Source organism: Microbacterium sp. VKM Ac-2870 (genome assembly GCF_015350795.1).
Lineage (GTDB): Bacteria > Actinomycetota > Actinomycetes > Actinomycetales > Microbacteriaceae > Microbacterium.
The window spans coordinates 38,451-65,223 of record NZ_JADKSH010000007.1; the positions used below are offsets into that span (position 1 = coordinate 38,451).

A 26,773-nucleotide genomic window follows, 5' to 3' on the forward strand; every position below is an offset into this window, starting at 1 on the left:
AAGGGGGTCCACTCCAGCCTACGGGAGCGCTCCCAGCGCGGGCGTCGCCGCCACCCGCGGACGCCGTCTCGACAACCTCATAGGTCGGCGACTGGCGAAAGAGCTATCTCCGTCTGCTATACGTTCATCTATGCAAGACGAACGTATAACGAACCCTGCGCAGACCTTCCGCCCCGCCACCGACGACCGTTCGCGCCCGGCAGCGCTCCCCCGACTGCGCCGACGCCTGCTCGGCACCATCGCAGCCATCGCCGCGATGCTCTCCGGAGGCGCCGTCATGGCCGCTCCCGCGTCGGCAGTCGAGTCCGCCGAAGCGAGCACCACCGTCACCGTCGCGAGCGACGCCACGAGCACGCCACTGGATGCCGTCGGCACGCTCCTCGTCGAACGGCTTCAGCTGGCCGACACCGTCGCCCAGGCGAAGTGGATCAAGGGCACTCCGGTGTCGGACCCCGCCCGCGAGAAGGTGGTGATCGATGCCGCCGTCGCCCAGGCGAGCCGCGACGGCGTCGACCCCGATCTCGTCCGCCGCGTCATGACCGATCAGATCTCCGCCAGCAAGGTCGTGCAGCGCGGTCTTCTCACGCACTGGGCGCACAACCCGAGCGAAGCCCCGACGGCCGCGCCCGACCTGACCACCGTTCGCACCCGCCTCGACGAGATCGACGCGGCGCTCGTCGATGCCCTCGGCGCGGCACAGCCGACCGCTGCCGATCCGACGTGCCGCCACCTCGTCGACCACGAGCGCGACCGCGAGTACCCCGGTCTCGACTCACTGCACCGCAAGGCCGTCCACACGGCCTGGTCGAGTTTCTGTGTCCCCCTCACCAACAAGCCCTGACCCCTCCGGGCGACCCGAACAACTGCCGACCACCACGCGTACCTCTCCTGGCGTGTGGTGGTCGCCAGTTCGTGCGTGAAGCGCGTGCCGTCGAGCGCATCGCCGTCGTTTTGTAAGCTGAACGGCGGTCTTGCGGTGATGTTCCAGAGGAGAGTTGTCGATGCACGCGTCCGTTCCGCCTACGCCCCGCCCTCGCCCGCGCTTTCTCGTACCGGGCATCGCTCTCGCCGCGATCGTCGTGGCCGTCTGCGTGATCGTGGGGCTCGCCGTGATGGGCACCTCCGGAGCATCGGACAACGGCGCCGCGACCCCCGCGGACGCGGGCGCAGCCACGCCCACACCGACGCCCACCTCCTCGGCATCCGCCCCGGCGAGCGCAGGCACCGACTACCGCGAGCTGTGCGATGCCAACGGGGCGGCCGCGAAGGCGAAGCAGGCAACGGTGGCCGACGACCTCGCCGCGACGCGCCGCCAGTCGGCGGCGATCCGGGCGCTGCTGCCGATGAAGGATGTGCCCGCGGAGGTCGCCGCCGGAGCCGACGTGTTCGCTGCGTCGACCGATGAGCTCATCGGCATCCTCGAGGCGCTTCCCGGACAGACCCTGGTGTCGGACGTTCCGGTCGAGACGTTCACCGACACGCAGGCGATGAAGGCCGTCGGCAGCGACCCGAACTACCAGGCGTTCATCGGGTGGACCATCGAGACCTGCGGGCTCGCCCTCGCGGGCTGACCGCGAGCCGCCTGCACGGCGCCCCCGTCAGAAGCGAGGGGACGATCGCCGCCCGAACGCGAACCACACGATGGGTCCCATCAACGGGAACATCAGGGTGATGAGAATCCACACGGCCTTCTCGACGCCGCCGGCCTTCGATGACGCGATGCTGACCAGCGCCGCCACGAACAGAGCGATCGCGGCGAGCACGACAATCAGAATGAGCAGATGCCACCCGGTGAAACTGGCCATGGCCTCAGCATGCCCTACCGCCGGTGCTGACGCGGCTCCGCCACGACGTCAGTGGAACAGCCGTCGCCACACGTTCGTGTCGGCCAGGTCGATCAGCTCATCGCCGCGGCCCGACAGCACCGTGCGCAGCGCCCACAGTGAGAACCCCTTCGCCTGCGCGAGGGTGATCGACGGCGGCATCGCGAGCTCCTGACGCGCAGTGACTACGTCGACGAGCACGGGGCCGTCGGTGTCGAGCGCCTGCGCGATGGCTGCGCGCACATCGCTCCCCTTCTCCACGCGGATGCCGGTGATGCCCACTGCCTCGGCGATCGCTGCGAAGCTGGGGTTGTCGAGCTGGGTGCCGAAGTTCACGATGCCGGCCGCCTTCATCTCCAGCTCGACGAAGTTCAGCGACGAGTTGTTGTAGACGACGATCTTGATCGGCAGGTTGTTCTGGCGGATCGACAGCAGATCGCCGAGCAGCATCGCCAGTCCCCCGTCACCGGCGAGGGCGATCACCTGCCGTGAGCGGTCGATGGCCTGTGCCCCGAGCGCCTGCGGCATGGCATTGGCCATCGAGCCGTGCGCGAACGATCCGATGAGGCGGCGTTTGCCGTTCATCGTCAGATACCGTGCCGCCCAGATCACCGGGCTGCCGACATCGGCCGTGAAGACGGCATCCTCGCTCGCGAGTTCGTCGACAACCTTCGTGACGTACTCGGGACGCACGGGCTGCCTTCCGTCGTCGATCGCGAGATCGTCGAGTCGCTCGCGGGTCTTGCGATAGTGCGCGACGCTCTCGTCGAGGTGCTTCGACGATCGTTCGCCCTGCAACAGCGGCAACAGCGCGGCGGCCGTCTCTTTGACCCCGCCGACGAGACCGACGTCGATCGGCGTGCGCCGACCCAGTTGCTCGCCGCGGATGTCCACCTGGATCACCGTCGCGTCGCCGGGGAAGAACTGCCGGTAGGGAAAGTCGGTGCCGAGCATCAGCAGGGTGTCGCACGACTCCATCGCCTTGTAGCCCGACGCGAAGCCGAGCAGGCCTGTCATACCGACGTCGTGCGCGTTGTCCCACTCGATGTGCTCTTTTCCGCGCAGCGCGTGCACGATCGGCGCCTGCAGTACGCCCGCCAGCGCGAGCACCTCGTCGTGGGCGCCGGCCACGCCCGATCCGGCGAGGATCGTGACCTTCTTCGCGTCGTTGAGCGCCGTCGCGGCGGCGGCGAGGGCGGATGCCGACGGCAGCACGGTCGAGCCCGTCGCCCGGATCGGGGCGGTCGCACGGCGGTCGGGAGCGTCCTTGAAGAACACGTCGCCCGGCACGACGACGACGGCGACACCGCGCTTCTCGACGGCGGTGCGCATCGCGATCTCGAGCACCCACGGCAGCTGCGAGGCGTCGCCGACCAGCTCGGTATAGACACTGCACTCGCGGAACAGCTCCTGCGGATGCGTCTCTTGGAAGTAGGTGCTGCCGATCTCGGCCGACGGAATGTGCGAGGCGATCGCCAGCACCGGCACGCGGTTGCGGTTGGCGTCGAACAGGCCGTTGATGAAATGCAGGTTGCCGGGCCCGCATGAGCCAGCAACCACCGCCAGCTCGCCGGTCAGCTCCGCATCGGCTCCCGCCGCGAATGCGGCTGCCTCTTCGTGGCGCATGTGCATCCACGCGATGGCGTCGTCGCCGCCGTCACGGCGGAGGGCATCGGTGAACGCGTTGAGCGAATCGCCCGGGAGCCCCCAGATGCGGCTCACGCCGGCGCGCTTGAGGGTGTCGATGAAGAAGTCTGCAACGGTCGCCATATCTCGACGCTACGCCCCGGCACCTCACCGCGGGCAGCGACAATCGTCGCAAGCGTGGCTCGGGGGCGGCCCGCCACTGATTCGGCCTCGGCGCCGTATGGGTTTCGTGAGCGCCCCTTCACCGGGGTACGTCGGCGACGTAGGAAGGTGGACATGACCTTGACCGCCGTGCTTCCTTCGCTCCGCCGCAGCATTCCCGACCCCCTCGATCATCGGCTCTGGCCGGAGCACACGGTGACCGCGGTGGACGACGTGATCGTCGGTGCGGTGTCTCTCGTGCGGCTCGCGCAGTTGGAGGGAACACCGTGCGTGATGACGGGCGACCTGTACCACCCGAAGGCGCGCGACGCCCGTGCACGGGGTGTCGGCACCGACGTGACGGTCGTCGTGGTGCGGGTGATGTCGCTGAACGGCGACAACGGTCGCCGCGGCGCCGCGGTGGACGGTCGCCTAGCGGCACTGCCCGCGCGGTGGAGCGAGTGCCGGCTGATCGGGCGCGTGTCGACCGTGCGACCTCTACCGATCGAGCTCTCCGGCGTCGACGGCGACGGCCCTGACACCGGCCACGTCGACCGCACCGCCGCGGCAACGTGCGCGCTGCCCGGCGATCTGCGGGAGGGCGATCTCCTCGCCATCCCCTGCGCTGGCGCGGCGAGCCTGCACGATGTCCGCGCGCGCCGGGCGGGCGCGAACGTCGACGACGGCGGGTGGCGCTGCGGTAAGTGAGGAAGGCGCCCGAGACGACGGACCTGTCTCAGCCGTTCGGCAGCAGCTCACCTCGGAGAAGCTCGACGAGGCCCTGCGCCGCGGCCGTCAGCGGACGACGCCGCGACCACGCCAGTGACACCTCGAACGCGGGAACGGCGTCGCCGAGCGGCACGCTGCGCACCGGCATCCCGTGGTCAGCGCGCGCCGCGGACGCAGCGAATTCCGGCACGATCGCCAAGCCCAACCCGTGCGGGACATAGGTCGCCGCGGTCGAGAGGTCGGCCACCTCGATGAGCACACGCCGCGAGACGCCGGCGTGCGCGAACGCGTCGTCGACAATGCGCCGCGACCCGTATCCGGGCGGCAGGTCGATGAAGCTCTCGCCTTCCAGCGCGGCGAGCGCGACCCGCTCGGCATCCGCGAACCGATGATCGGCGGGTACCACCAGCACATAGGGCGAGGAAGCGACGACCTCGCCCCGAAGACTCGCGGGCAGCGCATCGACGACCGACAGCAGCGCGACGTCGATCTCGCCGCGCTCCAGCTGCGCGACGAGCCCGGTGGAACCGAGCCCCGTCGCCCGCAACTGCACCGAGACGGCGGGGTGACGCTCGTGGTACCGCCCCAGCAGACCCGGTACGTCGACGAGGTCGACTCCCGTCATGAGACCCATCGTCACCGCACCGCGCAGTTCGGTCGCGGCGGAGGCGACCGCGTCGCCGATCTCACGCATCTGTTCGAGAACGGCCCGTGCTCGCGTGAGGAGCTCCTCCCCCGCTCCCGTGAGTCGAATCTGTCGATGCGAACGGTCGAAGAGCTCCACACCCAGTTCACGTTCGAGCTCGCGCACCGTCGTCGAGACCGCCGACTGCGCCAGCAGCAGGCGCTCTGAGGCCCGCGTGAAGCTCAGATCCTGGGCGACCGCGGTAAAAACGGAGAGATGACGCACGTCCATCTCTCGATCATGCCCCCTCGTGGCATCGCTCGATTCATCTCCCAGAAAGATGAGTGGTATCACCAACGCCGTCTTCCTCGCGCGGCCCTGCAGGCGGAGCATGGACACATGAGCATCGCATCGGTCCTCCGGCCTGTCGCGTCTGAACTGTCGGCCCCGGTCGCATCCCGTGCCGCCGACCGGATCGTCGAGGTTCTGCAGGCACACGGCGTGCGGTGGGTGTTCGGCGTGCCGGGCGCCAAGATCGACCCCGTCTTCGATGCACTCGCCGCGGTGCAGGACGACCCGACCGCTCCGCACCTGATCACCTGTCGCACCGAGCAGAACGCGGTCTTCATGGCCGCCGCGGTCGGCCGCCTCACCGGCATCCCGGGGGTCGTGCTCGTCACGAGCGGACCGGGCACCGCCAACCTCGCGACGGGCCTGCTCACGGCGACGACCGAGGGTGACCCGGTCGTCGCGATCTGCGGCGCCGTGTCGCGCTCGCAGCACCTCAAGCGTGCCCATCAGGCGATGGATGCTGTCGGCATGCTCACCTCGGTGACCGTCTCGGCGTGCGAAGTGACCTCCGCCGACAACGTCGCCGAGGCGATCGTGAACGCCTTCCGCGCCGCGACGCGCGAACCGCGCGGAGCTGCGGCCGTCGTGCTGCCCTACGACGTGTCGACGTCGACCACCGCGCGGGGATTCGCCGAGCCGATCGTGCCGGCGATCACGGGTGGGGCGGCCGCGGCATCCGTCGCTCGCGCCGCCGCACTGCTGCGCGACGCGCGCTTTCCGGTCATCCTCACGGGGGCGCGCAGCGGTGAACCACGCACGGTGACGGCGCTGCACGCGTTCTTGCGGGCGACGGGGCTGCCGGTCGTCGAGACGTTCCAGGCCGCGGGCATCATCTCTCGCGACCTGGAGGAGCACTACCTCGGCCGCGTCGGATTCGCGCGCAACCAGCCGGGCGATGTGCTGCTGCACCACGCCGATCTCGTACTGACGCTCGGTTACGACCCCGTGGAGTTCGTGCCGACGGAGTGGAACGTCGCCAAGGCGCGCCACATCGTGCACCTCGACACGGTGGCGGCCGACATCGACAACGACTATCGACCGACGGTGGAGCTCGTCGGCGATCTCGCCACCACCCTCGACGACCTCACGCGGGCGATCGTCGGCGCGGACGGTGCCGTCGGCGCGGCCGCGGCGGGACAGCTCGCCATCGACCCCGAGACGGCACGGATCATCGACCGTGAACGTACACGTCTCGCTGAGAACACCGACCTCGGCGACCCCGATCACGACGACAGCTTCGGGCTCAACCCGGTCGCCGTTGTCGCCGGCATCCGCGCGGCCCTCCCCGACACGGCTGTCGTGCTGTGCGATGTGGGATCGAACTACCTCTACATGGCGCGCCATTTCCGCACCTATCGACCGCGCTCGCTCATGTTCTCCAACGGACAGCAGACGCTCGGCGTCGCCCTCCCGTGGGCCATCGCCGCGAGTCTCGCCGACGCGGGCGACCCGGTGCTGTCGGTGTCGGGCGACGGCGGCTTCCTCTACTCGGCCGTCGAACTCGAAACCGCCGTCCGCGTCGGGGCGAACTTCACACACATCGTCTTCAACGATTCGGCCTACGACATGGTCGCCTTCCAGCAGGTCGAGAAGTACGGGCGCACCGCGGCCGTCGAACTCGGTGCATACGACGTCGTGGCTTTCGCGGAGTCGTTCGGAGCCCACGGTCACCGCGTCACGCGCATAGATGATCTGGTGCCGACGATTCTCGCCGCACTCGCCGAGCCTGGCCCCTCGGTCATCGATGTTCCCGTGGACTACCGCGACAACCTCCGCCGCCTCGGCGGCGATCTGCTCGCCGACGTACTGCTGTGACGCCGTTCTCGTTCTCGGACACCCGCCCCCTCCTCCTCCGAAAGGACCGCTCATGACCACCGCCGAGCGGCACACCCTGTTCCAGACGAGCCTCATGGCGGCGCTGTTGGACGGCATCTACGAAGACGACATGACCGTCGACGAACTGCTCGAACACGGCGACTTCGGCATCGGCACGTTCAATGCGCTCGACGGCGAGATGGTCGTGGTCGACGGCGTCGCGTATCGCTTGCGCGGTGACGGCACGGCGGCCGCGGCATCCGGAGAATCCGCCACACCGTACGCGGTCGTCACCGACTTCTCGCCGACGATCACCCGAACCCTCCCCGACGGGGCTACCCGCGCAGAGGCCTCGGCAGCGATCGACGCCATCACCGCTTCAGCCAACTACATGTACGCGCTGCGCATCACGGGGCGCTTCCGGCGGGTGACGACCCGCACGGTCACCCGGCAGCAGAAGCCCTACCGCCCGATGACGGAGGCGACCGACGACGATGCCGTGCAGGAGTTCGATGACGTGCAGGGCACGATCGTCGCGTTCCGCACACCGCTGTACGAGCAGGGCATCGGTGTGCCCGGATGCCACGCGCACTTCATCGACGACGCGCGTACCCGCGGCGGCCACGTGCTCGACTTCACGCTCGAGCACGGCACGGTCGAGCTGTGCCTGTGCACCGATCTGCACCTGCGTCTGCCGTTGACCACCGAGTTCCGCGAGGCGGCGCTCTCGCCCGACGATCTGGCCGACCAGCTCGCCAAGACCGAGCAGCACGCCGGTCGCGCCTGAGCGTTCTCGCGTGCTCTGTCACCGAGTGGGCTCGGGTCAGCGGAAGTCGCGGGAACGGTGACGCACGCTCACCCGCAGGTCTTCGAACGCGTCGGCGACGAGGTTGGTCACACCCTCGACAGAGCGCTCCAGCATGCCCCGGGCGATGAGCGCGGGCGCATCGCGCAGCACCCGCCGGTAACGGTCCCAGACGCCCTTCGAGCAGATCACGTTGACGAGTCCGTGCTCGTCTTCGAGGTTGATGAAGGTGATCCCGGATGCCGTCGCGGGCCGCTGCCGGTGCGTGACGAGCCCCGCCACCTCCACCCGCCGCCCGACCTCGTGCGTGCGCAGCTCACGCGAGGTGAGCACCCCGCGGGCATCGAGCGGAGCCCGGTAGTGGGTGAGCGGATGGTCGTCGGTCGAGATGCCCGTCGCCCACAAGTCGGCAGCGAGCACGTCGTGGGTGGACTGATCGCCGAACAGCGGCGGCTGCACCGCAACGAGCGAGTCGGGGAGGAACTGCGGCAGGTCTTGCGCCGCGTCGCCGGCCAGCCAGATGCCCTCGCGACGCGTGATGCCCATGCTTTCGAACGCCCCGGCTGTCGCCAGCGCCTCGACTTGCGCCGCCGTCGCGCCGGTGCGGCGAACGAGGTCGCGCAGGTCGCGGAACGGCCCCTCGGCCTCGCGTGTGGCGACGATGCGCTCCGCGAGCGGTGTACCGATGCCGGTGATGGCGGCCAGTCCTAGCCGAACGGCGAACGCGCCGTCGCGCCGGTGCGCGGCCGACTCGTCGGGAGCCGCGGCATCGAACGGCGGCACGGGCGGCTGGTGGCGGTCGGTGCAGGCCGGGATGCCGGTGGGGGCGCCATCGCCGCCTGCGTCGACGGGTTCGAGACCGGCATCCACCCCGGAGGCGTGCAGATCGGGGCGCCGAACAGTGACGCCGTGGCGGCGCGCGTCGGCAGTCAGGGTCGCCGGGGAGTAGAACCCCATCGGCTGGGCACGCAGCAGGGCGGCCAGAAATGCCCCGGGATAGTGCAGCTTCAGCCACGACGACGCGTAGACGAGCAGCGCGAACGACAACGAATGACTCTCCGCGAAGCCAAAGTTGGCGAACGCCTGGATCTTCGCGTAGATGTCGTCGGCCACCGCACCGACCAGCCCGTTGCGCTTCATCCCGTCGTAGAGCTTCTGGCGCACCGACTCGATCCGCTCGATGCCGCGTTTGGAGCCCATCGCCCGGCGCAGCACATCGGCATCCTCTCCGGTGAGATCACCCACCGCCATGCCCATCTGCATCAGCTGCTCCTGGAACACCGGCACCCCGAGGGTGCGCTCCAGCACGGGAATGAGCTTCTCGTGCGCGTAGGTCGGCTCCTCGAGCCCCAGCTTGCGGCGGACGTACGGGTGCACCGCGCCGCCCTGGATCGGCCCGGGTCGGATCAGCGCGATCTCGATCACCAGATCGTAGAAGCGCCGCGGTTGCAGTCGAGGGAGCAACCCCATCTGCGCCCGCGACTCCACCTGGAACACCCCGATCGAATCGGCTCGGCAGAGCATGTCGTACACCGCCGCTTCCTCTTTCGGGAGGGTGTCGAGCGTCCACGTCTCTCCCGTGGCCTCGGCGATCAGGTCGAAGCAGTGCTGCAGCGCGGCGAGCATGCCGAGACCCAGAAGATCGAACTTGACGAGCCCCATCCAGGCGGCGTCGTCTTTGTCCCACTGAATGACAGTGCGCTTGTCCATGCGGGCGTGTTCGATGGGCACCACCTCCCCCACGGGACGTTCGGTGAGCACCATCCCGCCGGAGTGGATGCCGAGATGCCGCGGCGCCTTCAGCAGCTCGCCGGCGTACTCGAGCACGCGGGCGGGGATGTCGTGCGAGCCGGCGACGGCGCCGTCCCACCGCTCCACCTGTTTGGACCAGGCATCCTGTTGTCCCGGCGAATGGCCGAGCGCCTTGGCCATGTCGCGCACGGCGTTCTTCGGCCGGTACTGGATGACGTTCGCGACCTGCGCCGCACGCTCTCGCCCGTACGTGTCGAACACCCACTGGATGATCTCTTCGCGCCGGTCGGCGTCGAAGTCGACGTCGATGTCGGGCTCTTCCTCGCGCATCGCCGACAGAAACCGCTCGAACGGCAGGTTGTAGGAGATCGAGTCGATCGCGGTGATGTTCAGCAGGTAGCAGACGGCACTGTTGGCTGCCGAACCCCGCCCCTGGCAGAGGATGCCGCGACGCCGCGCCTCGGCGACGATGCCGTGCACGATCAGGAAGTACCCGGGGAAGTCCTTCTGCGCGATGACATCGAGTTCGCGCTCGATGCGCGCCCGACCGTCGGCGTCGAGGTCGGGGTACTTGCGGGGCACGGCGTCCCAGACGAGCGTGCGCAGCCACGACATCGGCGTGTGCCCGTCGGGCACCGCCATCTTCGGCAGGGCGGGTTTGGCGCGGCGCAGCGGAAAGGCGAGGTCGTCGGCGAGGGCGACCGTGCGGGCGATCGCCCCCGGATACCGTCGGAACCTGCGCGTCATCTCGGCCCCGGTGCGCAGATGGGCGCTGGCGTGCGACGGCAGCCAGCCATCCAGCTCGTCGAGGCCGCGATTGGCGCGCACCGCGGCGACCGCCGCCGCCAGGTGCACGCGCTCGGGAACCGCGTAGTGCACGTTGTTGGTCGCCAGCACCGGCAACGACCGCGCGGCGGCGAGCGCGGCGAGGATGTCGTTGTCGCGCGTGTCGGTGGGCCCGCCGTGGTCGATCAGTTCGACGTTGACCGCATCGGCGCCGAACAGCGCCACCAGTCGGTCGAGTTCGGCGGCCGCGGCATCCGGCCCTCCGGCGGCGAGCGCCTGACGCACGATGCCCTTGCGGCATCCGGTGAGAATCGCCCAGTGACCGCCGCTGCGGGCCGCGAGGTCTTCGAGGTCGTACCAGGGGCGCCCCTTCTCACCACCCGACAACTGGGCGTGTGTGAGGGCCGCCGCCAGCCGGTGGTAGCCCTCCTCCCCGCCGGCGAGCACGAGCAGATGCGAACCGGAGGGGTCGGCCGCGCCCCGGCGAGCCGGGGTCGGGCCCCCGAGCAGGCTCGCCGCCGCGCCGCTCCCCCTGCCCGGAGCCGACCCGCCCGTGTCGTCCGCAACACCGGTCTCGCTGAGGGACAGCTCCGACCCGAACACCGTCTTCACCTGCAGCTGCTCGGCAGCCTCGGCGAAGCGGACGATGCCGTAGAAGCCGTCGTGGTCGGTGATGGCCAGGGCGTGCAGCCCCAACCGCTCGGCCTCCTCGGCCAGCTCGGCGGGCGAAGAGGCGCCGTCGAGGAAGGAGAACGACGAATGCGCGTGCAGCTCGGCGTACGGCACCGCATCGGCGGGGCGTGCGATCGGGGGCGCCTCGTACTTTCCCCGCTTGCGCGAAAAGGCCGGGCCGTCGCCGCCGTCGGGCTCTTTGTCGCCGCCGATGGCCGGAGCACCCAGCAGCCGGGCCATCTCCGACCACCGGACGGAGGGATTGTTGAACCCCATCAGTCACCCCGTCCCATCAGTCGTACCGCCCCTCGATCTGCCAGACCCCCTCCTCGCAGACCAGCAACCACGCCCCCTGCGCGGCGTCGACCACTTGGAAGCGATGCGCCCGACGCGCCCGCGCAGGATCCCATTCGCGTTCGATCACCGGCCACGGACCCGCCCAGGTGCGGATGCTGCGACGCCGGCCCCCGAGCTCGATCACCGCGGGCACGGCGGTCGGCTCGCCGCGGGCGTCGACCGCGATCATGTCGCCGTCGCCGTCGAGCACCGCCACCGGCATGCCTTCGGCGAACACCGTCGTGGGCAACGGATCGGGAAGTCGTCCCGGCCAGGGGCGGTCCGCGGCCCGCACCTCCCCCGCGACATCCCCCCACGGAACGAGAAGCTGACGTTCCGCGAGCCATCGGCCTCCGCCGATCTCCGGAGTGAGCACGCCCTGGTGCCCGAGCATCGCCTGCACCCGCGACAGCGCACGGTGCACCCGCTCCTCCGGCCCCGAACCGAAGAGGCGGGCGGTGTGGTGGGCCGCGGCATCCACGGCTTCGGGCTCGATGCGCACCCGTGCCACGGCGCTGCGCAACAGCTTGTGCGCCACTACCGCCCCGCTGCGTCCTGCCGCGGCGCCCGCACCTCCCGCGGCGCCCTGCTCGGCCAGCTGCCAGCGCACACGATCGACGACCGCTGCCGCATCGAACGCGCCCGGATGCAGCCACACGCGCTCGCTGCGCTCCCCGCGGTCTCCGGTGAGCACGACGCGTAGCTCGGTGCACACCAGCCCCTGCTCGCCGAGGCGCGCGATGAACTCGGCCGCGGGCACCCGGAGGGCGAACGCGATCTGATCGGCGATCTCCACGGACGGCTCGAACGCCACCTCGCGCTGCAGTTCGGGCGGAGGCGTGCGCGCCGTCACGGGTCGCGGGTCGCGCCCCGACGCAAGCGCGTACAAGCGATGCCCCCGCGCTCCGAACCGTTCGACGAGCCGGTCGGCTCCGAGTTCGACGATGTCTGCCAGCGTCTGCACGCCGAGCCGCCCGAACAGCGAGGCCAGCTCTTCGTCGAGCACCCCGACCGGCAGTGGCGCAAGAAAATCTGCGGCGGACCCGGCCGGCACGATCCGCACCGGGTCTTCTCGACGCGTTCCGGAGCGGGCGGCCTGTTCCGCCGTGAAGGTGCCGTCGGCGATGCCCACGCGCACGTCATCCACTCCGTTCTCCACCACCGCGCCCGCCAGCACGGTCGCCGCCGCCGCCTCACCGCCGAAGTAGCGTGAGGGCCCCCGGGAGTGCAGCGCACACAGGCCCGGCTGCACCACCTGCACGCCGGGCGCGATCTCCTCGATCGCCGCGATCAGCGGGGCGAATGCGCGATGGTCGCGCACCGGATCGGCCTCGACCACGCGCAGCTGAGGGCACCGCGCCTGCGCATCGCGACGACGTTGATGGCGGCGCACCCCCTCCGCTCGCGCCGCGGATGAGCACGCCACGACCACGCCCTTCTCGAAGACGGCGATGGGCTCCTCGGCATTCAGCGGCTCGTCACCGTCGCGCGTCAGCGCCACGATCGGCCAGTCGGGAACCCAGACGACAAGACTGCGCGGGGGCGCCGGGATGGGCGGGGAGGCGGCATCCATCTCACACCGCCCGTCTCATCGGCACGGGATCCCACCGGTGCGCGTGCTCCGGCTGCGCGTGCTCGCCGAGCCGTCCGCTCTCGTCCGGCAGCAGCATGCGGTTCGAGCGGGGCATGGGCGAACGGCGGCTGGTCACCGTGACCGTCAGTTCCCGCCCCGACAGGATGCCGTGGCCATCGCCCAGGCCCGACCACAACGGATCGGCGACATCGATCATCGCCTCGGTCTGCGGCCACGGGCCCTGCACCAACAGCACCGCCTCCCGCTCGCGCATGCGGGCCGCCAGCCGGGCGACCTCGCTGTCTTTCGCGCGCGTCGGGGGACGTACCGCCACCACCGGCAGGACGTCGGCGACGGTCGAGGTCACCGCGAGCCACCGCTCCCCCGGATCGGGGATCAGCACCAGCCGCGACAGGTCGACCCCTGCGGCACGCGCCGCTTCCACCCCCAGATGCGGCATGCCGACCACGGCGCACCACGATCCGGTGCGCGACGGCTCGGCCAGCAGGGCGAACAGCAGTGACATCGATCGGCCCAACGAGTACGATCCCCCTGTCCGCAGGCCTCCCCCGGGAAGCAACGATGCCAGCGCGGGCGGCACCGGCAGCACGGGCGTGTCGAGGCGCCGTCCCTGCATGCGCTCCATCTGCGCACGCAGGGTACTCACGGTGCCCGCGACATCCGCGGCAGCAGTGCTTCCCATGCGTGGCCTCACTTCGACAGATTAGAACATCTGTTCTACTAGTTCAATGCGTTGCTCTCGAAGATAAGAACGGGTTCGGACATCGCCCCTCCTCCCCTCGCGCGGACGCTCATCTGCACGAAACATGAGCGCTTCTTCTTCCACACCGACGCGCTCAGCCGCAAGGCGGCGGAGATCGCCGCCGCTCCGGGCGTTGCGCTGACGATCCTCTGGCCCGGCTTCACCCGACAGCTGGTCGTGCAGGGCGTCGCCGCGCCGTCGCCCCGCACCGAGTCCGATCGGGCCTACCGCGAGCGCTCGCCTTACCTGCAGCAACTCGCGTGGCAGAACACCGCCGCATTCGCCGCGCAGCGGCTCGCCGAGCGGCGCGCTCAGTGGCACGCGTTCCTGCAGGCGCACGGCGGAGCGGAGCACCCCGACTTCACCGCGCCCGACACGTGGGCGGGGTTCGCCGTCACGCCGCACCGACTCGTCTTCTGGGTGTCGAATCCGGCCGCCGCCAGTCGCCGCCTCGCGTACACCCGCGACGGGTCGCGCTGGGAGCTGACCACGCTGCCGGGCTGACGGCAACGCGGGAGGCTCAGGCCGCGAGAGACAAGTAGGGCTCCCAGGCGGGCTCCGACCGCTCGGTGCCTCGCACCGTCCACTGCGGACCGCGGGGAGGCTGGGGCACCCACTTCAACTCCCACCCCATCTCCTGCGGGGTGCGATCACCCTTGACGTTGTTGCACCGCAGGCACGCGGCGACGAGGTTCTCCCACGAATCCGCTCCCCCGCGCGAGCGCGGCAGTACGTGATCGATCGTCGTCGCGCCCTTGCCGCAATATGCACAGCGGTGCGCGTCTCGGCGCAGTACGCCGCGCCGGGTCACCGGAACGCGGCGCGCCCCGGGCACGCGCACATAGCGGGTGAGCACGATCACCGCCGGACGATCACACGAACCTCGGATGCCCCAGACGGGATTCTCGTCGATGCGTTCGATGACGGTGGCCTTCTCGTTCATGACGAGCACGAGGGCCCGCTTGAACGAGACGACGGCCAGGGGTTCGTATCCGGCGTTCAGCACCAGTGTGCGCATGCGCGTTCCTTTCGAACGACCGTCGATGGCTTCGACGGCTCTCCGTAGTCGACGCGGCGCAGGCGCGGTGGCGCAGGCACGAAAAAAGGCGCTGTCATGAAGACAGCGCCTTGAAGCCACGACGAAAGTCGCGGCAGTCGTGCACACGATGCCGAAGGACATAGCGACCGAGCGCATTCACGGTTCGAATGCGAGGTCTCGTGTCCATCGGCTCCCCCTCGGCTGTGCGAGCGTCGGGATCAGGCTAACGCACGCAGCGACAGGGCGGGCGACGAGAAGGTGAACGGATGCCGCGTGTCGCGCGGCACGAGGTGTCAGCGGACGTTCGCGACGAGGAAGTCCTCGGCGTTGGTCCACGAACCGTTCACGTAGATCTCCAGGTGCAGGTGGGTGCCGAACGCCCGTCCGGTGTCGCCGACCTGTCCGATGATCTGTCCGGCACGCACGGTGTCGCCCACGACGACGCGACGCGTGCCGTACGACATGTGCGCGTAGAGCGAGGTCACGGTGTTGCCGCCGATGTTGTGGGCGATCTTGACGTACACACCCCAGCCGGGGCCGTCTTCACTCGACTCGACGACGACGCCGTCAGCGATCGCATTGATGGGCGTGTACCGGTCGACCATGTAGTCGGTGCCCTTGTGGCCGGGGTACGGCTCGCCGAAGTGGTTGAAGAAGGGCAACGGGCGCACGACGGAGCCGGCCGGAGCAATGGTCTCGGCGAGCGAACCGCTGTATACCGAGGCCGCGGATGCCGCAGTGATGCGCGCAGCGGCCGCCGCCTTCGCGGCATCCTCGTCTTTCTTGGACTGGATTTCTTCGGGCGTGGTCGCGGAGTAGCTGTCGCGGGCCAGGGCCGCCGGCGTCGCCTCGGACGCGATCACGAGGGACTGCTTGTTCTCCGCAGCGACCTGCTGCAAGGTGACGGCTTCGGCGGAATTGCCGCTCGACGCAGCGAAGGCGGGCGCGATCGCGACGGTAGCGATGAGCCCTCCGACGGCGGCCACCGTGATGAGGCTACGAATCGGGTGGCCCGTGCGGCGGGGGCGACGCGGTCGCACGGGAGAGACGGGAGCTTCAGGCGCGGAGCGGGTGAGCGCCACGCGGCGCACACGGCTCCGGAGAGCGGGTGTCGTCGTCGGGGCCTCGGGTGACTCCTGCGACGCGTCTAACTGATCAGCCAATTGTCCTCCGGCGCCTCTGCAACGCCTCCCCAGAGGCAGGTTGCTGGTTCGTCGGCACTCGGTGTCGGGCACAGATGTACGGGCTTCACCGCGCGAACGACGAACCGATGAGGCAATTCGTGCGGAGGTCCGTGGCGGGCTTCTCGCCACGTGGACATTCCGAGGCTACCGGAAGGTAACGAATAAGTCACGCACAGGTGTTCACGCCCAGGCGCTTCCCGGGTGACGCTCAGTCCTGCGGCACCGCGTCGACGAGGAAGATGTGCGAGGCGACCTCGACCGGCAGCTCGAGTCCGTCGGTCTTCCCGTCCATCTGCACTAGGACGTATCCCTCGCTGAAACGGAACTCGCCCACGCCGCCGGGGACGACCCCTGCATCGCGGAACTGCTCCAGCAGCTCGGGGTCGACCTGCACCGGTTCGGCGAGGCGACGCACGGTGCCACGGACGGGACCACCGGTGTGGTTCATGTGGCGCACCAGGCCGACGACGCCCTCGTGGAAGGTGCGCGCGGGGACGTCGCCGAGCTGGTCGAGACCGGGGATGGGGTTGCCGTACGGGGATTCGGTGGGGTGGCCGAGCAGCTCGATGAGGCGGCGCTCGACGAGCTCGCTCATCACGTGCTCCCAGCGGCACGCCTCCTCATGCACGTAGGCCCAGTCCAGCCCGATGACGTCGCTCAGCAGGCGCTCGGCGAGCCGGTGCTTGCGCATGACATCGATCGCCTTCTGACGACCCGGGGTCGTGAGCTCCAGCGAGCGGTCGTCCGATACGACGACGAGGCCGTCGCGCTCCATGCGCCCGATCGTCTGCGACACCGTCGGACCGGAGTGGCCCAGACGCTCGGAGATGCGCGCGCGCAGGGGGACGATGCCCTCCTCCTCGAGCTCGAGGATGGTGCGCAGGTACATCTCGGTGGTGTCGATCAGATCGGTCATTTGTAGGCCTCGGTGCGCGTTCAGGGGTGTGTTTCCAGCCTATCCGTTTCTTACGGCCTCCCGGCGGGACCGCCCACCGGCTCACCCTAGAATCGGGAGCATGGCCCACGTCACGCTGCCCCGCGAGATCCTGCCCGCCGACGGACGCTTCGGTTGCGGCCCGTCGAAGATCCGCCCGGAGCAGCTCGCTGCCCTCTCCGGACCGGGTGCGGTGCTCATGGGCACCTCGCACCGCCAGGCGCCGATAAAGAACCTGGTCGGCCAGGTGCGCATGGGGCTCAGCGACCTGCTGCGCCTGCCCGACGGCTACGAGATCATCCTCGGTAACGGTGGGTCGACCGCGTTCTGGGATGCCGCGGCATTCGGCCTCATCGAGCACCGCGCGCAGAACCTGGTGTTCGGCGAGTTCGGCGGAAAGTTCGCCGCCGCAGCCGCCGCGCCGTGGCTCGAGGCTCCCGACGTGCGCAAGGCCGAGGCGGGCACCCGCACCGTCGCCGAAGCCGTCGAGGGTGTGGACGTGTACGCGTGGCCGCACAATGAGACCTCAACGGGCGTGGCCGCACCGATCCAGCGCGTGGTCGGCGACGACGGCGCCCTGACGGTCATCGATGCGACCAGCGCCGCCGGCGGCATCAACTTCGCCGTCTCGCAGGCCGACGTCTACTACTTCGCCCCGCAGAAGAACCTCGGCTCCGACGGCGGACTGTGGTTCGCGGCTGTCTCCCCGGCGGCCGTCGAGCGGATCGAGCGGGTCGCGGCATCCGATCGCTACATCCCCGAGTCGCTCAGCCTGAAGAACGCACTCGACAACTCCCGCCTCAACCAGACCCTCAACACCCCGGCCGTGGCCACGCTGTTCCTTCTCGACAAGCAACTCGAGTGGATCAACGCGCACGGCGGCCTGGGGTGGGCGGCAGCCCGCACGGCGGAATCGTCGTCGGCGCTGTACGAGTGGGCCGAGGCGTCGGCGGTCGCGACCCCGTTCGTGGCGAACCCCGCCGACCGCTCGCCGGTGGTGGTGACGATCGATTTCGATGAGACGGTGGATGCCGCGGCCGTCGCCGCCAGCCTCCGCTCGAACGGCATCGTCGACACCGAGCCCTACCGCAAGCTCGGTCGCAACCAGCTGCGCATCGCGACCTTCGTCTCGATCGAGCCTGCCGACGTCCGCCAGCTCATCAAGGCGATCGACTACACGATCGAGGGCATGCGCGGCTGAGCACCCCGCCCCGGTCGTTGAGCAGTCACTGCACCTGCAAGCCGTCCGATCACCGCGAGGATGGGCGCTGACGCGGTAGGTGCCGTCCTGCGCTCGGCCGGATCATCCTTCGACGAGCTCGTCCTCGTCGTCCTCGTCGTCGTCGTCCTCATCGGGGTCCGACTCGTCGAGTTCGTCGATGTCGACACCGTCGAGGTCACCCGCGTGCAGGATCGGTGAACCGTCGGAGTCGAAGTCCGCGGCATCCAGATCGTCGAGATCTTCGGCGTCGTCGTCTTCCGCATCGAGGTCGTCCTCGTCGAGATCATCGTCGTCGAGATCATGCTCGTCATCCCCGCCACGCTCGGCGGCCAACAAGGCCTGGGCCGCCTGATACTCGGCCAGCCGCACAGCCCACGGGGTCCAGTCCGGCGCCAGCAGCGCCCCCTCGCCCGGCAGCAACTCGACTTCGAGCACGGTCGGGTCAGCGTCGTCGACCACGGCGAGGCTCACCGTCCAGAACCAACCCGGATACCCCTCCATGGAGTTCGCAAACCGCAGGGAGACGACACCGTCGTCTTCCACGGTGTATCCCGCGGCGGCGCCCACGGTGGTTGCGGGGGTGATCTCATGCAGAGCCGCCAGCGCCAGATCGTGCGCGTCGAGCAGACGGTCGTCGGCGACGACGGGCGTCGAGCGCTGCTGCGGCTCCGGCGTGCCGGAGTCGTCCGACTCAGGCGTCGAGTTCATCGGCCACCTTGCGCAGGATCGCCGCGACCTTCTTGCCCTGACCGGCATTCGGGTAGTGACCGTGGCGCAGATCGCCGCCCACCTTGTCGAGCAGCTTGACGAGGTCTTCGACCACCACGGCCATGTCGTCGGGCTTCATCCGATTGCGCTTGGAAAGACTGACGGGAGCATCGAGAACGCGCACGGCGAGCGCCTGAAGTCCGCGCTTGCCGTCGGCGACGCCGAAGTCGAGGCGAGTGCCGGCCTTGAGTCCCTCGGTGCCCGCAGGGAGGGCCGTGGCGTGCAGGAAGACGTCCTGGCCGTCATCGGTGGTGATGAAGCCGAAACCCTTCTCGTCGTCGTAGAACCTGACCTTGCCGGTGGGCATCGCAACAACCTCGCTCATCGGCGCCCGAAGTCCGGGCGCGGTGACATTTGGGGACGGTCCGCCCCTTACTCCAGCCTACGGCACCGCCGCGACCAGGGCGGGGACGCAGTAGGGTAAAGCCGATGCCCTCTTCGCGCTCTCGCACACCCGGCTCCGCCGACGACCTTCCGGTCCGGCAGATCGACCGCGTGCTCGCGTTCATGTCCCTCGGCCTGCTGCTGCTGTCGGTGATCTGCTTCGTCGCGATCATGATCGGCTCGGCAACCGGAATGAAGCACGACGATTTCGGGCAAGGCGCCTGGCCGCTGGTGGGCACACTCGTCTACATCGCCCCTATCGTCGCGTTCGTTCTGTTGATGGTCGTTCTCGTCATGACCTTCGTCCGGAAGGCCAGGGCCGGCCAGGGCCGGTAACGTGACCGCCTCCGACGCGCGCGCTCTCGCACAGCTCCTTGTGCAGTGCAGCGACGACGCCCTCGTCCGACTGTTCGCCGCGCGACAGATCTCGCCGACCGTGACCTGGAACGATGCGTTCGACGCGGCAGAGGCGCTGCTCGACACGCCCTCCGTCGAACGCGCCCTCGCCCGCCTCACCACGGACGAACTCGCGGCGATGACGACGGATGCCCCCCTCGCCGCGGGCGATGTCCGCGACCGCCTGCAGAGCCTCGCGCTCGTCGATGAGGACGGGATGCCGTACGGCGCCGTGGCCGCGGCGCTCGAGGCCGCGCGCGCGGAGGGGCGACTCGCACCCTCCTCGTCTGCCGGGGGCGGCTCGGCCGTCGATGGCGGCACGACCTCCGACGACGCGGGAGCCGCGGAACGGGCGTTCGCTTCGCTCGCATCGCTCGCCGATATCTTGCATGCCGCCCTCGCGCACCCGTTCGGACGCATCGGCGCCGGTACCCTCGGCGCCGCCGATCGTCGCCGACTCATCGAGGCCGGCATCGTCGAAGAAGGATCCACCGCCGACGAGCTGGTCGTGATCGCGGAGCGCACCGGGCTTCTGGCCGGGCAGGACAAGACCTGGCTCGTCACCGCCCACGGCGGCCAGTGGCTGCGCAGCGACACGCTCACGCGGTGGACCGACGTCGCCGCCGCGCTTCTCGGGAGCATGCCGGCGGGCTTGCGAAAGAACGAAGGCGGGTGGCTCCCGACTTCCGAGTGGACCGGCGCCTACCCGCTGGATCCGACGTGGCCCGCGCGCGCCGGCACACTCCGATCACTGCTGCAGCGATGGGCCGTGCTGGACGATGCCGACCGACCGACCACCTGGGCGCGGGGAGCGTTTCGCAACGAGGCCACAGGCGATGCAGCGTTCGAACCCGCAGATCTCGAGCGGCTGGCCGCGCTGCTGCCCGGGGAAGTCGATCGGGTGTACTTGCAGAACGACCTCACTGCCATCGCACCCGGTCCCCTTGCTCCACAGCTCGACATGCGACTGCGATCCATGGCCAACCGCGAGTCGCACGCGCAGGCGTCGACGTATCGCTTCACCACGGAGACCATCGCCGACGCCCTGACGGCCGGTGAGAGCGCTGATTCTCTGCGCGAGTTCTTGACCGGACTCTCGCTCACCGGGCTGCCACAACCTCTCGCGTACGAGATCGAACGCACCGCCCGCATCCACGGGACGCTGCGCGTCGGACCGGACAGCGAGGGCCGCACACGGGTGCGCAGCGACGACGAGGCGCTGCTGCGCACGCTTGCCGTCGATCAGGCGCTGCGTCCGCTCGGACTCGTCGCGGACGGCGCCGACCTCGTGACCCGAAGCGGCCCGGACACCGCCTTCTGGATGATCGCCGATGCCCGTTACCCGGTCGTTGCCGTGGATGCCACGGGCACCCGCCGCACGCTGGACCGGCACCGGCTGGCGGCAGACCCGCCGGCGCCGACCGACGCCCAAGAGACGTACACGATCCTGGTGTCGCGACTGCGTTCGGCACAGGGCGGCGACGCCGACGCCGCGTGGCTCGGCCGTGAACTCGACCAGGCCGTGCGTGCCCGCGCCACCATCATCGTCACCGTCCGCATGCCCGACGGCACCGAGCGTGAGTTCACCATCGAAGCCACCGGCCTCGGCGGTGGGCGCCTGCGCGGACTCGATCGCACCGTCGACGTCGAACGCACGTTACCGGTCTCCAGCATCAGCGGCATCCGCCCTGCCTGATCACCGCGTCGCCTGGAGCGACCGCCACCGCCGCACGCCCCGATAGACTGGGTCGCTATGGCTGACGGCCCTCTCATCGTGCAAAGCGACCGAACCGTGCTGCTCGAAGTCGCGCATCCGCAGGCGGAGGCGGCGCGGCACGAGCTCGCGATCTTCGCCGAGCTCGAGCGCGCACCCGAGCACATCCACACCTACCGCGTCACGCGCCTCGGACTGTGGAATGCCCGTGCCGCCGGGCATACGGCCGACGACATGCTGGCGACGCTCGACCGGTGGTCGCGCTTTCCCGTCCCCGCATCGGTGTCGATCGACATCCGCGAAACCGTCAACCGGTACGGGCGTCTCGTCATCGAACGGGATGCCGAGGACGCGCTCGTCCTGCGAGGTTCGGATCCGGCCGTCCTCGCGGAGATGGCGAAGAACAAGCGCATCCAGCCGCTGCTGATCGGCCACCCTTCGCCCGACACGTATCTGATCGATGCCTGGGCGCGCGGGCACATCAAACAGGAGCTTCTGAAGATCGGGTGGCCGGCGGAGGACCACGCCGGCTACACCCCCGGGACGCCGCACGAGATCGACCTGCACGAAGACGGCTGGACGTTGCGTCCGTATCAGCGCCAGGCGGTCGACATCTTCAGCGAAGGCGGATCGGGCGTCGTCGTCCTGCCTTGCGGCGCGGGCAAGACGCTGGTCGGCGCGGCGGCGATGGCCGAGACGAAGACCACCACCCTCATCCTCGTGACCAACACCGTCAGCGCACGCCAGTGGCGCGACGAGCTGCTCAAGCGCACCTCGCTCACGCCCGAGGAGATCGGCGAGTACTCCGGTCAGGCGAAAGAGGTCAAGCCCGTCACGATCGCGACCTATCAGATCCTCACCGCCAAGCGGAAAGGTCAGTACGCGCACCTGGCGCTGCTCGACGCCCTCGACTGGGGACTCATCGTCTACGACGAGGTGCACCTGCTGCCCGCGCCCGTGTTCAAGCTCACCGCCGACCTCCAAGCGCGCCGCCGCCTGGGTCTGACGGCGACGCTCGTGCGCGAGGACGGCCGCGAGGGCGATGTCTTCAGTCTGATCGGCCCCAAGCGTTTCGACGCGCCCTGGAAGGAGATCGAAGCCCAGGGCTTCATCTCCCCCGCGGTCTGCTACGAAGTGCGCGTCGATCTGCCCGCCTCGGACCGTCTCGAATATGCGGCATCCGCCGACGACGAGCGCTATCGGCTCGCTGCGACCGCCCACGCCAAGATCGGCGTCGTGAAAGAACTGGTCGCGCGGCACGCGGGCGAGCAGATTCTCGTGATCGGTCAGTACCTCGATCAGATCGATGTCCTCTCCGACGCGTTGGCGGCGCCGAAGATCACCGGGGCGACACCGGTCGACGAACGCGAAGAGCTCTACGGCGCCTTCCGTGAGGGCCGCATTCCGGTGCTCGTGGTCTCGAAGGTGGCGAACTTCTCGATCGATCTTCCGGAGGCGTCGGTCGCAATCCAGGTCTCGGGCTCATTCGGGTCGCGCCAGGAGGAAGCCCAGCGGCTCGGCCGGCTTTTGCGGCCGAAGACGAACGGCCACACCGCGAGCTTCTACACCCTGATCGCGCGCGACACCGTCGATCAGGACTTCGCGCAGAACCGCCAGCGCTTCCTCGCGGAACAGGGCTACAGCTACACGATCCTCGACGCCGACAGCCTCGCCGCCGCCTAGGTCGGCTGCCTCGGCGCGGGGCGTTTCGACTCGTCGCTGCGCTCCTCGCCGTCAGTGCGCCGGCGCCATCATCGGCATCGGCGGCGCCAGCACGAGCGTGCGCGGCAGCGGCCGACGCCGCAGCATCCACTCCACGACGCCCACATACCCGCCGATGAGCAGGAACGACCACAGGAAGCTGACAACGTCCGTCGTGCTCTCGGTCGGGTTCGAGCCCGCGGCGAGCGCCAGCAAGAAGGCCGACAGGTTGTTGACGACGTGCAGCGCGATCGCGGCTTCGAGTCCGCCCGTCCGCCACGTGAGCCATCCGGCAGCAACGGCGAACAGCCCCACCCCGGTCTGGCCGAGCACGTCGTACGTGTGGCCGAGGACGAACAGCGGCACCGGCAGCAAGATGGCGAATGCCGGATGCCGGAGCCACCGGCCGATGCTCTGCATGAGGTATCCGCGGAAGACGTATTCCTCCGCGGCCGCTTGCACAGGCACGAGGACGATCACCAGAACCAGCACCAACGGCCAGAGTGCGTTCGGCGCCGTGGCCGGCGTGTCACCCTCGGAAGGCAGCAGGAGGCTCACCGCCGACAGCACCAGCGACAGCGCGACGGCCACCCCGGTGCACTGCAGCATCCACCGCCAGCGCAGCCGTCCGGCGGCCGAAGAGATCAGTCCGACGCGACGGCCGTTGACGACGAGCGACGCCAGCAGGTACGAGGGCAGCATGAGGGCGATCGTGCCGAGCAGGAGGGCCACCAGCAGGGGGTCGCCCATGTCGACCCCGCCGCTGTCCGAGAGGCGTGCCAGGCTGTCGAGACGCCCCGGATCGCGGAAGGTGGCGATCACCGCGGCGATGATCACGACGAGGAGAAACCCGAAGTAGATCGCGAGTCCGAGCGCGCCCGTCGCCAGCGGAGTCCACCATCCCGAACGGCGTCGAGCGAACAGCAGCCGGTGAAAAGCGAGACCGCCGGTGACCGCGTCGGCGGGCAGGGCACGGGGCACCGGGGTCGCCGCCACCGGCGCAGATGGGATGAAGGACGGGGGGACGGGGACCTGCGGCGCGGGCGTCGTCATCCATCCATCTTGTCCGATATCCAGCAAAGGGATGGGTTGCGATGCCAGGATGGGGCTATGACCGCACCGCGCATCCTCGTCGTGGACGACGAACCGAACATCCGGGACCTGCTGGTCACGAGCCTGAGGTTCGCCGGCTACCAGGTGCGTGCCGTCGCCAACGGCGCGCAGACCATCTCGGCCGTGCTCGAGGAAGAACCCGACCTCATCATCCTCGACGTCATGCTGCCCGACATGAACGGGTTCAGCGTCACCAAGCGTCTCCGGGGCGCCGGTTACACCGCGCCGATCCTCTTCCTCACGGCCAAAGACGAGACCGAAGACAAGATCGAGGGACTCAACGCCGGCGGCGATGACTACGTCACCAAGCCCTTCTCCCTCGACGAGATCGTCGCGCGCCTCCAGGCGATCCTGCGGCGCACGATGCAGGCCGACGAGGAGTCGACCATCCGCGCCGGTGAACTGACGATGGACCAGGACACGCACGACGTCACCGTCGGCGACGTCTCGATCGACCTGTCTCCCACCGAGTTCAAGCTGCTGCGCTACCTGATGCTCAACCCGAACCGGGTGCTCAGCAAGGCGCAGATCCTCGATCACGTCTGGGAGTACGACTTCAACGGCGACGCCGGCATCGTGGAGAGCTACATCTCGTACCTCCGCCGCAAGATCGATCCGTACTCATCGGAGCCGCTCATCCAGACCAAGCGCGGCTTCGGCTACATGCTGAAGGCCGGCAAGACCACCTGATCGCGAGTCGATGACGGCGGACGGCGTGTACGCGGCACACGCGAAGAAGAACGACCGCCTCACCTTGTGGTGGCGCGGCATCAGTCTGCGCGCGAAGGTGACAGGCGTCACCGTCGCGGTGCTCACCGTGGGGCTGCTCGCTGCCGGGTTCGGCACCGGCGTGTTCCTTCGCAACGCCCAGATCGCCGAACGCGACCAGTCGATCAGCCAGACGGTCACGCTCGATCAGGCGAGCAGCCTGCTGAGCGTGCAGGTGGTCGACGGCATCGCGCAGTTCGCCCCGGCGGAATACCCGCCGCTCACCTCGTTCTACATCGCCGTGTACGGGCCCGACGGCACGCGGCTCGCCACAGGCGGCCCGCCATCGGACAACGCTCCGGTGTTCCCCGCGACGTTCGGGCTCGATCGCACGCTCATTCAGGGGACTGCTCCGTTCGACCTCCATTCCGAGGACGGAAAGACGACCTTCCACGCGGCGGTGGACATCCTGACGATTCCGGGGGCGCGGGAGAACAACGTGCAGCTGCTCGCCCTGCCGCTGACGCCGGTGAACCAGACCGTCGCGAGCTTCGTCGGCATCTACAGCGTGCTGGCGCTGCTGACCATCCTCGCGAGTGCCCTCCTGACCCGGTGGCTGGTCACCCTCGCCTTCCGCAGCCTCGGTCAGGTCGAGCAGACGGCGATGTCGATCGCCCGCGGCGACTTCGGACAGCGTATGGGCGATGTCGCACCCGGTACCGAAGTCGGCAAGCTCAAGACGGCGATCAATGCGATGCTCGACCGCGTCGACCAGGCTCTCGGACAGCGCGACGCCACTGTGCAGCAGATGCGGCGCTTCATCGGCGACGCCAGCCACGAGCTGCGCACTCCCCTGGTCACCGTCCGCGGCTACGCGGAGCTGTACCGCATGGGCGCGATCTCCGGCGATGAGCAGACCGCGCAGTCGATGGAACGCATCGAGAAGGAGGCGATCCGGATGGGCGGGCTCGTCGAAGACCTGCTGGCCCTCGCCCGCCTCGACGAGCGCCGCGACATCGTCGTGGCGCCGGTCGACCTGCGTCCCATCGCCCGCGACGCGGTGCTCGATGCCCGCGCGACGGCACCGGAACGCACGGTCGCCTTCGTGGACGATGAGCCGCGCCCACGGCTGGTGCGGCCGGCATCCGCTCCCCCGACCGCCAACGTACCCACCCGGCGCCGCCCGCCGACGGCCGCGATCGGCGCTCTCCTGCGCCGCCGCCCGCGTCCCGGTGAGGATGCCGAAGCCAGCCCGCCCGCAGAGGAGCTCGTGCCGGTACCGGTGCGGGAGCCGATCGTCCTCGGCGACGAGAACCGCATCCGCCAGGTCGTCGCCAATCTGCTCGGCAATGCGCGCCGCTACACTCCGGAGGGCTCTCCGATCGAGCTCGCCGTGGGCGTCGACGAGCCTGCCGGTATGGGATGGATCGCGGTGATGGACCACGGCGACGGCATCGCCCCGCAGCTTCGCGAGAAGATCTTCCAGCGCTTCTGGCGCGCCGACACATCGCGCACACGCGAGACCGGTGGGTCGGGGTTGGGACTGTCGATCGTCGCTTCCGTCGTCGAGGCCCTGCACGGCTCCATCGACGTGAGCGAGACGCCCGGTGGCGGAGCCACCTTCCGGGTCGCGTTCCCCCTGGCGCAATCGCGCGATGCGTCCGAGCACCTCTTCATCGAAACCCAGCCTCTGCCCCGTCTGCGCCTCGACGACTGAGCATCGCCTCCTCCCCAGACGGAGGCCTGCGGGCGTTTGCCCCCGGACAGACCGATGCGCGGAGAGCGACATCGG

General features: G+C 69.5%; 24 protein-coding genes. 12 read left to right on the forward strand and 12 right to left on the reverse strand.

The genetic code is table 11. The features are described from left to right. Nucleotides 1–130 precede the first annotated feature (130 nt). Both aroQ and ITJ43_RS14405 read left to right on the forward strand, forming a co-directional pair. Entirely contained in the window at nucleotides 131–841 is a 711-nt protein-coding gene (aroQ, locus tag ITJ43_RS14400) for a gamma subclass chorismate mutase AroQ (RefSeq protein WP_194584548.1), read from the forward strand. A gap of 160 nt (nucleotides 842–1,001) precedes the next feature. Beyond that, a complete protein-coding gene (locus ITJ43_RS14405; RefSeq protein ID WP_194584549.1) occupies nucleotides 1,002–1,571 on the forward strand; it encodes a hypothetical protein in 570 nt (189 codons plus the stop codon). Between the two features lie 27 nt (nucleotides 1,572–1,598). Here the strand turns inward: ITJ43_RS14405 and ITJ43_RS14410 are convergent, their stop codons facing one another. After that, entirely contained in the window at nucleotides 1,599–1,805 is a 207-nt protein-coding gene (locus ITJ43_RS14410; protein ID WP_194584550.1) for a PLDc N-terminal domain-containing protein, read from the reverse strand. Nucleotides 1,806–1,853: 48 nt separating this feature from the next. Beyond that, a complete protein-coding gene (gene poxB / locus ITJ43_RS14415) occupies nucleotides 1,854–3,593 on the reverse strand; it encodes a ubiquinone-dependent pyruvate dehydrogenase (protein WP_194584551.1) in 1,740 nt (579 codons plus the stop codon). A 153-nt stretch (nucleotides 3,594–3,746) separates the two neighbouring features. Here poxB and ITJ43_RS14420 point away from each other — a divergent pair, with 153 nt between their 5' ends. Further along, entirely contained in the window at nucleotides 3,747–4,319 is a 573-nt protein-coding gene (locus ITJ43_RS14420) for a hypothetical protein (RefSeq protein ID WP_194584552.1), read from the forward strand. Nucleotides 4,320–4,347: 28 nt separating this feature from the next. Here ITJ43_RS14420 and ITJ43_RS14425 read toward each other — a convergent pair whose 3' ends face one another. Continuing rightward, the gene (locus ITJ43_RS14425) at nucleotides 4,348–5,256 is read right to left on the reverse strand and encodes a LysR family transcriptional regulator (RefSeq protein ID WP_228495957.1); all 909 of its coding nucleotides are present in this window, start codon (nucleotides 5,254–5,256) and stop codon (nucleotides 4,348–4,350) included. A gap of 108 nt (nucleotides 5,257–5,364) precedes the next feature. Here ITJ43_RS14425 and alsS point away from each other — a divergent pair, with 108 nt between their 5' ends. Together alsS and budA are read left to right on the forward strand one after the other, a co-directional pair. Then, nucleotides 5,365–7,131 (forward strand): acetolactate synthase AlsS, encoded by a 1,767-nt coding sequence (alsS, locus tag ITJ43_RS14430; protein ID WP_194584553.1) that lies wholly within the window; start codon nucleotides 5,365–5,367, stop codon nucleotides 7,129–7,131. A 52-nt stretch (nucleotides 7,132–7,183) separates the two neighbouring features. Continuing rightward, nucleotides 7,184–7,918, forward strand: coding sequence for an acetolactate decarboxylase (gene budA, locus ITJ43_RS14435; RefSeq protein WP_194584554.1), 735 nt, complete (start codon nucleotides 7,184–7,186; stop codon nucleotides 7,916–7,918). 36 nt (nucleotides 7,919–7,954) lie between these two features. Here budA and ITJ43_RS14440 read toward each other — a convergent pair whose 3' ends face one another. From ITJ43_RS14440 to ITJ43_RS14450, 3 genes are read right to left on the reverse strand one after another with little or no spacing between them, the layout of a single operon-like run. Continuing rightward, the gene (locus ITJ43_RS14440; protein ID WP_194584555.1) at nucleotides 7,955–11,422 is read right to left on the reverse strand and encodes an error-prone DNA polymerase; all 3,468 of its coding nucleotides are present in this window, start codon (nucleotides 11,420–11,422) and stop codon (nucleotides 7,955–7,957) included. Nucleotides 11,423–11,438: 16 nt separating this feature from the next. Further along, complete coding sequence (locus ITJ43_RS14445; protein WP_194584556.1) at nucleotides 11,439–13,055, reverse strand: Y-family DNA polymerase; 1,617 nt, start codon at nucleotides 13,053–13,055, stop codon at nucleotides 11,439–11,441. 1 nt (nucleotide 13,056) lies between these two features. After that, nucleotides 13,057–13,758 (reverse strand): hypothetical protein, encoded by a 702-nt coding sequence (locus ITJ43_RS14450; protein ID WP_194584557.1) that lies wholly within the window; start codon nucleotides 13,756–13,758, stop codon nucleotides 13,057–13,059. Nucleotides 13,759–13,809: 51 nt separating this feature from the next. Between ITJ43_RS14450 and ITJ43_RS14455 the strand changes: the two genes are divergently transcribed. Beyond that, nucleotides 13,810–14,322 (forward strand): pyridoxamine 5'-phosphate oxidase family protein, encoded by a 513-nt coding sequence (locus ITJ43_RS14455; RefSeq protein WP_194584558.1) that lies wholly within the window; start codon nucleotides 13,810–13,812, stop codon nucleotides 14,320–14,322. A 16-nt stretch (nucleotides 14,323–14,338) separates the two neighbouring features. Here the strand turns inward: ITJ43_RS14455 and ITJ43_RS14460 are convergent, their stop codons facing one another. The 3 genes from ITJ43_RS14460 to ITJ43_RS14470 form a co-directional block, all read right to left on the reverse strand. Next, nucleotides 14,339–14,836 (reverse strand): HNH endonuclease, encoded by a 498-nt coding sequence (locus ITJ43_RS14460; RefSeq protein WP_194584559.1) that lies wholly within the window; start codon nucleotides 14,834–14,836, stop codon nucleotides 14,339–14,341. 314 nt (nucleotides 14,837–15,150) lie between these two features. Further along, nucleotides 15,151–15,843, reverse strand: coding sequence for a M23 family metallopeptidase (locus ITJ43_RS15375; protein WP_323741248.1), 693 nt, complete (start codon nucleotides 15,841–15,843; stop codon nucleotides 15,151–15,153). A 406-nt stretch (nucleotides 15,844–16,249) separates the two neighbouring features. Then, a complete protein-coding gene (locus tag ITJ43_RS14470) occupies nucleotides 16,250–16,957 on the reverse strand; it encodes a metal-dependent transcriptional regulator (protein ID WP_194584561.1) in 708 nt (235 codons plus the stop codon). A 100-nt stretch (nucleotides 16,958–17,057) separates the two neighbouring features. On the opposite strand from ITJ43_RS14470, the gene serC reads away from it, so the two are divergent. After that, nucleotides 17,058–18,176, forward strand: a complete 1,119-nt coding sequence (serC, locus tag ITJ43_RS14475) for a phosphoserine transaminase (RefSeq protein WP_194584562.1) — start codon at nucleotides 17,058–17,060, stop codon at nucleotides 18,174–18,176. A gap of 102 nt (nucleotides 18,177–18,278) precedes the next feature. Here serC and ITJ43_RS14480 read toward each other — a convergent pair whose 3' ends face one another. Next, a complete protein-coding gene (locus ITJ43_RS14480; protein WP_194584563.1) occupies nucleotides 18,279–18,905 on the reverse strand; it encodes a DUF3027 domain-containing protein in 627 nt (208 codons plus the stop codon). Beyond that, on the reverse strand, nucleotides 18,889–19,272 hold the full coding sequence (locus ITJ43_RS14485; RefSeq protein ID WP_194584564.1) for a cold-shock protein: 384 nt from the start codon (nucleotides 19,270–19,272) through the stop codon (nucleotides 18,889–18,891). Before ITJ43_RS14485 ends, ITJ43_RS14480 begins: the two co-directional genes overlap by 17 nt. A gap of 122 nt (nucleotides 19,273–19,394) precedes the next feature. On the opposite strand from ITJ43_RS14485, the gene ITJ43_RS14490 reads away from it, so the two are divergent. The 3 genes from ITJ43_RS14490 to ITJ43_RS14500 are packed head-to-tail and all read left to right on the forward strand — an operon-like array spanning nucleotide 19,395 to nucleotide 23,142. After that, nucleotides 19,395–19,685, forward strand: a complete 291-nt coding sequence (locus ITJ43_RS14490; protein ID WP_194584565.1) for a multidrug ABC transporter ATPase — start codon at nucleotides 19,395–19,397, stop codon at nucleotides 19,683–19,685. Between the two features lies 1 nt (nucleotide 19,686). Further along, nucleotides 19,687–21,441: a helicase-associated domain-containing protein gene (locus ITJ43_RS15380; protein WP_194584566.1), complete on the forward strand. Its 1,755-nt coding sequence runs from the start codon at nucleotides 19,687–19,689 to the stop codon at nucleotides 21,439–21,441. Between the two features lie 57 nt (nucleotides 21,442–21,498). Then, complete coding sequence (locus tag ITJ43_RS14500) at nucleotides 21,499–23,142, forward strand: DNA repair helicase XPB (protein ID WP_194584567.1); 1,644 nt, start codon at nucleotides 21,499–21,501, stop codon at nucleotides 23,140–23,142. A gap of 51 nt (nucleotides 23,143–23,193) precedes the next feature. Here ITJ43_RS14500 and ITJ43_RS14505 read toward each other — a convergent pair whose 3' ends face one another. Then, the gene (locus ITJ43_RS14505; RefSeq protein WP_194584568.1) at nucleotides 23,194–24,213 is read right to left on the reverse strand and encodes a CPBP family intramembrane glutamic endopeptidase; all 1,020 of its coding nucleotides are present in this window, start codon (nucleotides 24,211–24,213) and stop codon (nucleotides 23,194–23,196) included. Between the two features lie 57 nt (nucleotides 24,214–24,270). On the opposite strand from ITJ43_RS14505, the gene ITJ43_RS14510 reads away from it, so the two are divergent. Then, the gene (locus ITJ43_RS14510; RefSeq protein ID WP_005051066.1) at nucleotides 24,271–24,963 is read left to right on the forward strand and encodes a response regulator transcription factor; all 693 of its coding nucleotides are present in this window, start codon (nucleotides 24,271–24,273) and stop codon (nucleotides 24,961–24,963) included. 10 nt (nucleotides 24,964–24,973) lie between these two features. Then, the gene (locus ITJ43_RS14515; protein ID WP_194584569.1) at nucleotides 24,974–26,698 is read left to right on the forward strand and encodes a sensor histidine kinase; all 1,725 of its coding nucleotides are present in this window, start codon (nucleotides 24,974–24,976) and stop codon (nucleotides 26,696–26,698) included. Nucleotides 26,699–26,773: the final 75 nt, after the last annotated feature.

Coding starts and splice junctions, on each gene's coding strand:
- aroQ (WP_194584548.1), top strand. CDS start 131: ATGCAAGACGAACGTATAACGAACCCTGCGCAGACCTTCCGCCCCGCC.
- ITJ43_RS14405 (WP_194584549.1), top strand. CDS start 1,002: ATGCACGCGTCCGTTCCGCCTACGCCCCGCCCTCGCCCGCGCTTTCTC.
- ITJ43_RS14410 (WP_194584550.1), bottom strand. CDS start 1,805: ATGGCCAGTTTCACCGGGTGGCATCTGCTCATTCTGATTGTCGTGCTC.
- poxB (WP_194584551.1), bottom strand. CDS start 3,593: ATGGCGACCGTTGCAGACTTCTTCATCGACACCCTCAAGCGCGCCGGC.
- ITJ43_RS14420 (WP_194584552.1), top strand. CDS start 3,747: ATGACCTTGACCGCCGTGCTTCCTTCGCTCCGCCGCAGCATTCCCGAC.
- ITJ43_RS14425 (WP_228495957.1), bottom strand. CDS start 5,256: ATGGACGTGCGTCATCTCTCCGTTTTTACCGCGGTCGCCCAGGATCTG.
- alsS (WP_194584553.1), top strand. CDS start 5,365: ATGAGCATCGCATCGGTCCTCCGGCCTGTCGCGTCTGAACTGTCGGCC.
- budA (WP_194584554.1), top strand. CDS start 7,184: ATGACCACCGCCGAGCGGCACACCCTGTTCCAGACGAGCCTCATGGCG.
- ITJ43_RS14440 (WP_194584555.1), bottom strand. CDS start 11,422: ATGGGGTTCAACAATCCCTCCGTCCGGTGGTCGGAGATGGCCCGGCTG.
- ITJ43_RS14445 (WP_194584556.1), bottom strand. CDS start 13,055: ATGGATGCCGCCTCCCCGCCCATCCCGGCGCCCCCGCGCAGTCTTGTC.
- ITJ43_RS14450 (WP_194584557.1), bottom strand. CDS start 13,758: ATGGGAAGCACTGCTGCCGCGGATGTCGCGGGCACCGTGAGTACCCTG.
- ITJ43_RS14460 (WP_194584559.1), bottom strand. CDS start 14,836: ATGCGCACACTGGTGCTGAACGCCGGATACGAACCCCTGGCCGTCGTC.
- ITJ43_RS14470 (WP_194584561.1), bottom strand. CDS start 16,957: ATGACCGATCTGATCGACACCACCGAGATGTACCTGCGCACCATCCTC.
- serC (WP_194584562.1), top strand. CDS start 17,058: ATGGCCCACGTCACGCTGCCCCGCGAGATCCTGCCCGCCGACGGACGC.
- ITJ43_RS14480 (WP_194584563.1), bottom strand. CDS start 18,905: ATGAACTCGACGCCTGAGTCGGACGACTCCGGCACGCCGGAGCCGCAG.
- ITJ43_RS14485 (WP_194584564.1), bottom strand. CDS start 19,272: ATGCCCACCGGCAAGGTCAGGTTCTACGACGACGAGAAGGGTTTCGGC.
- ITJ43_RS14490 (WP_194584565.1), top strand. CDS start 19,395: ATGCCCTCTTCGCGCTCTCGCACACCCGGCTCCGCCGACGACCTTCCG.
- ITJ43_RS14500 (WP_194584567.1), top strand. CDS start 21,499: ATGGCTGACGGCCCTCTCATCGTGCAAAGCGACCGAACCGTGCTGCTC.
- ITJ43_RS14505 (WP_194584568.1), bottom strand. CDS start 24,213: ATGACGACGCCCGCGCCGCAGGTCCCCGTCCCCCCGTCCTTCATCCCA.
- ITJ43_RS14510 (WP_005051066.1), top strand. CDS start 24,271: ATGACCGCACCGCGCATCCTCGTCGTGGACGACGAACCGAACATCCGG.
- ITJ43_RS14515 (WP_194584569.1), top strand. CDS start 24,974: ATGACGGCGGACGGCGTGTACGCGGCACACGCGAAGAAGAACGACCGC.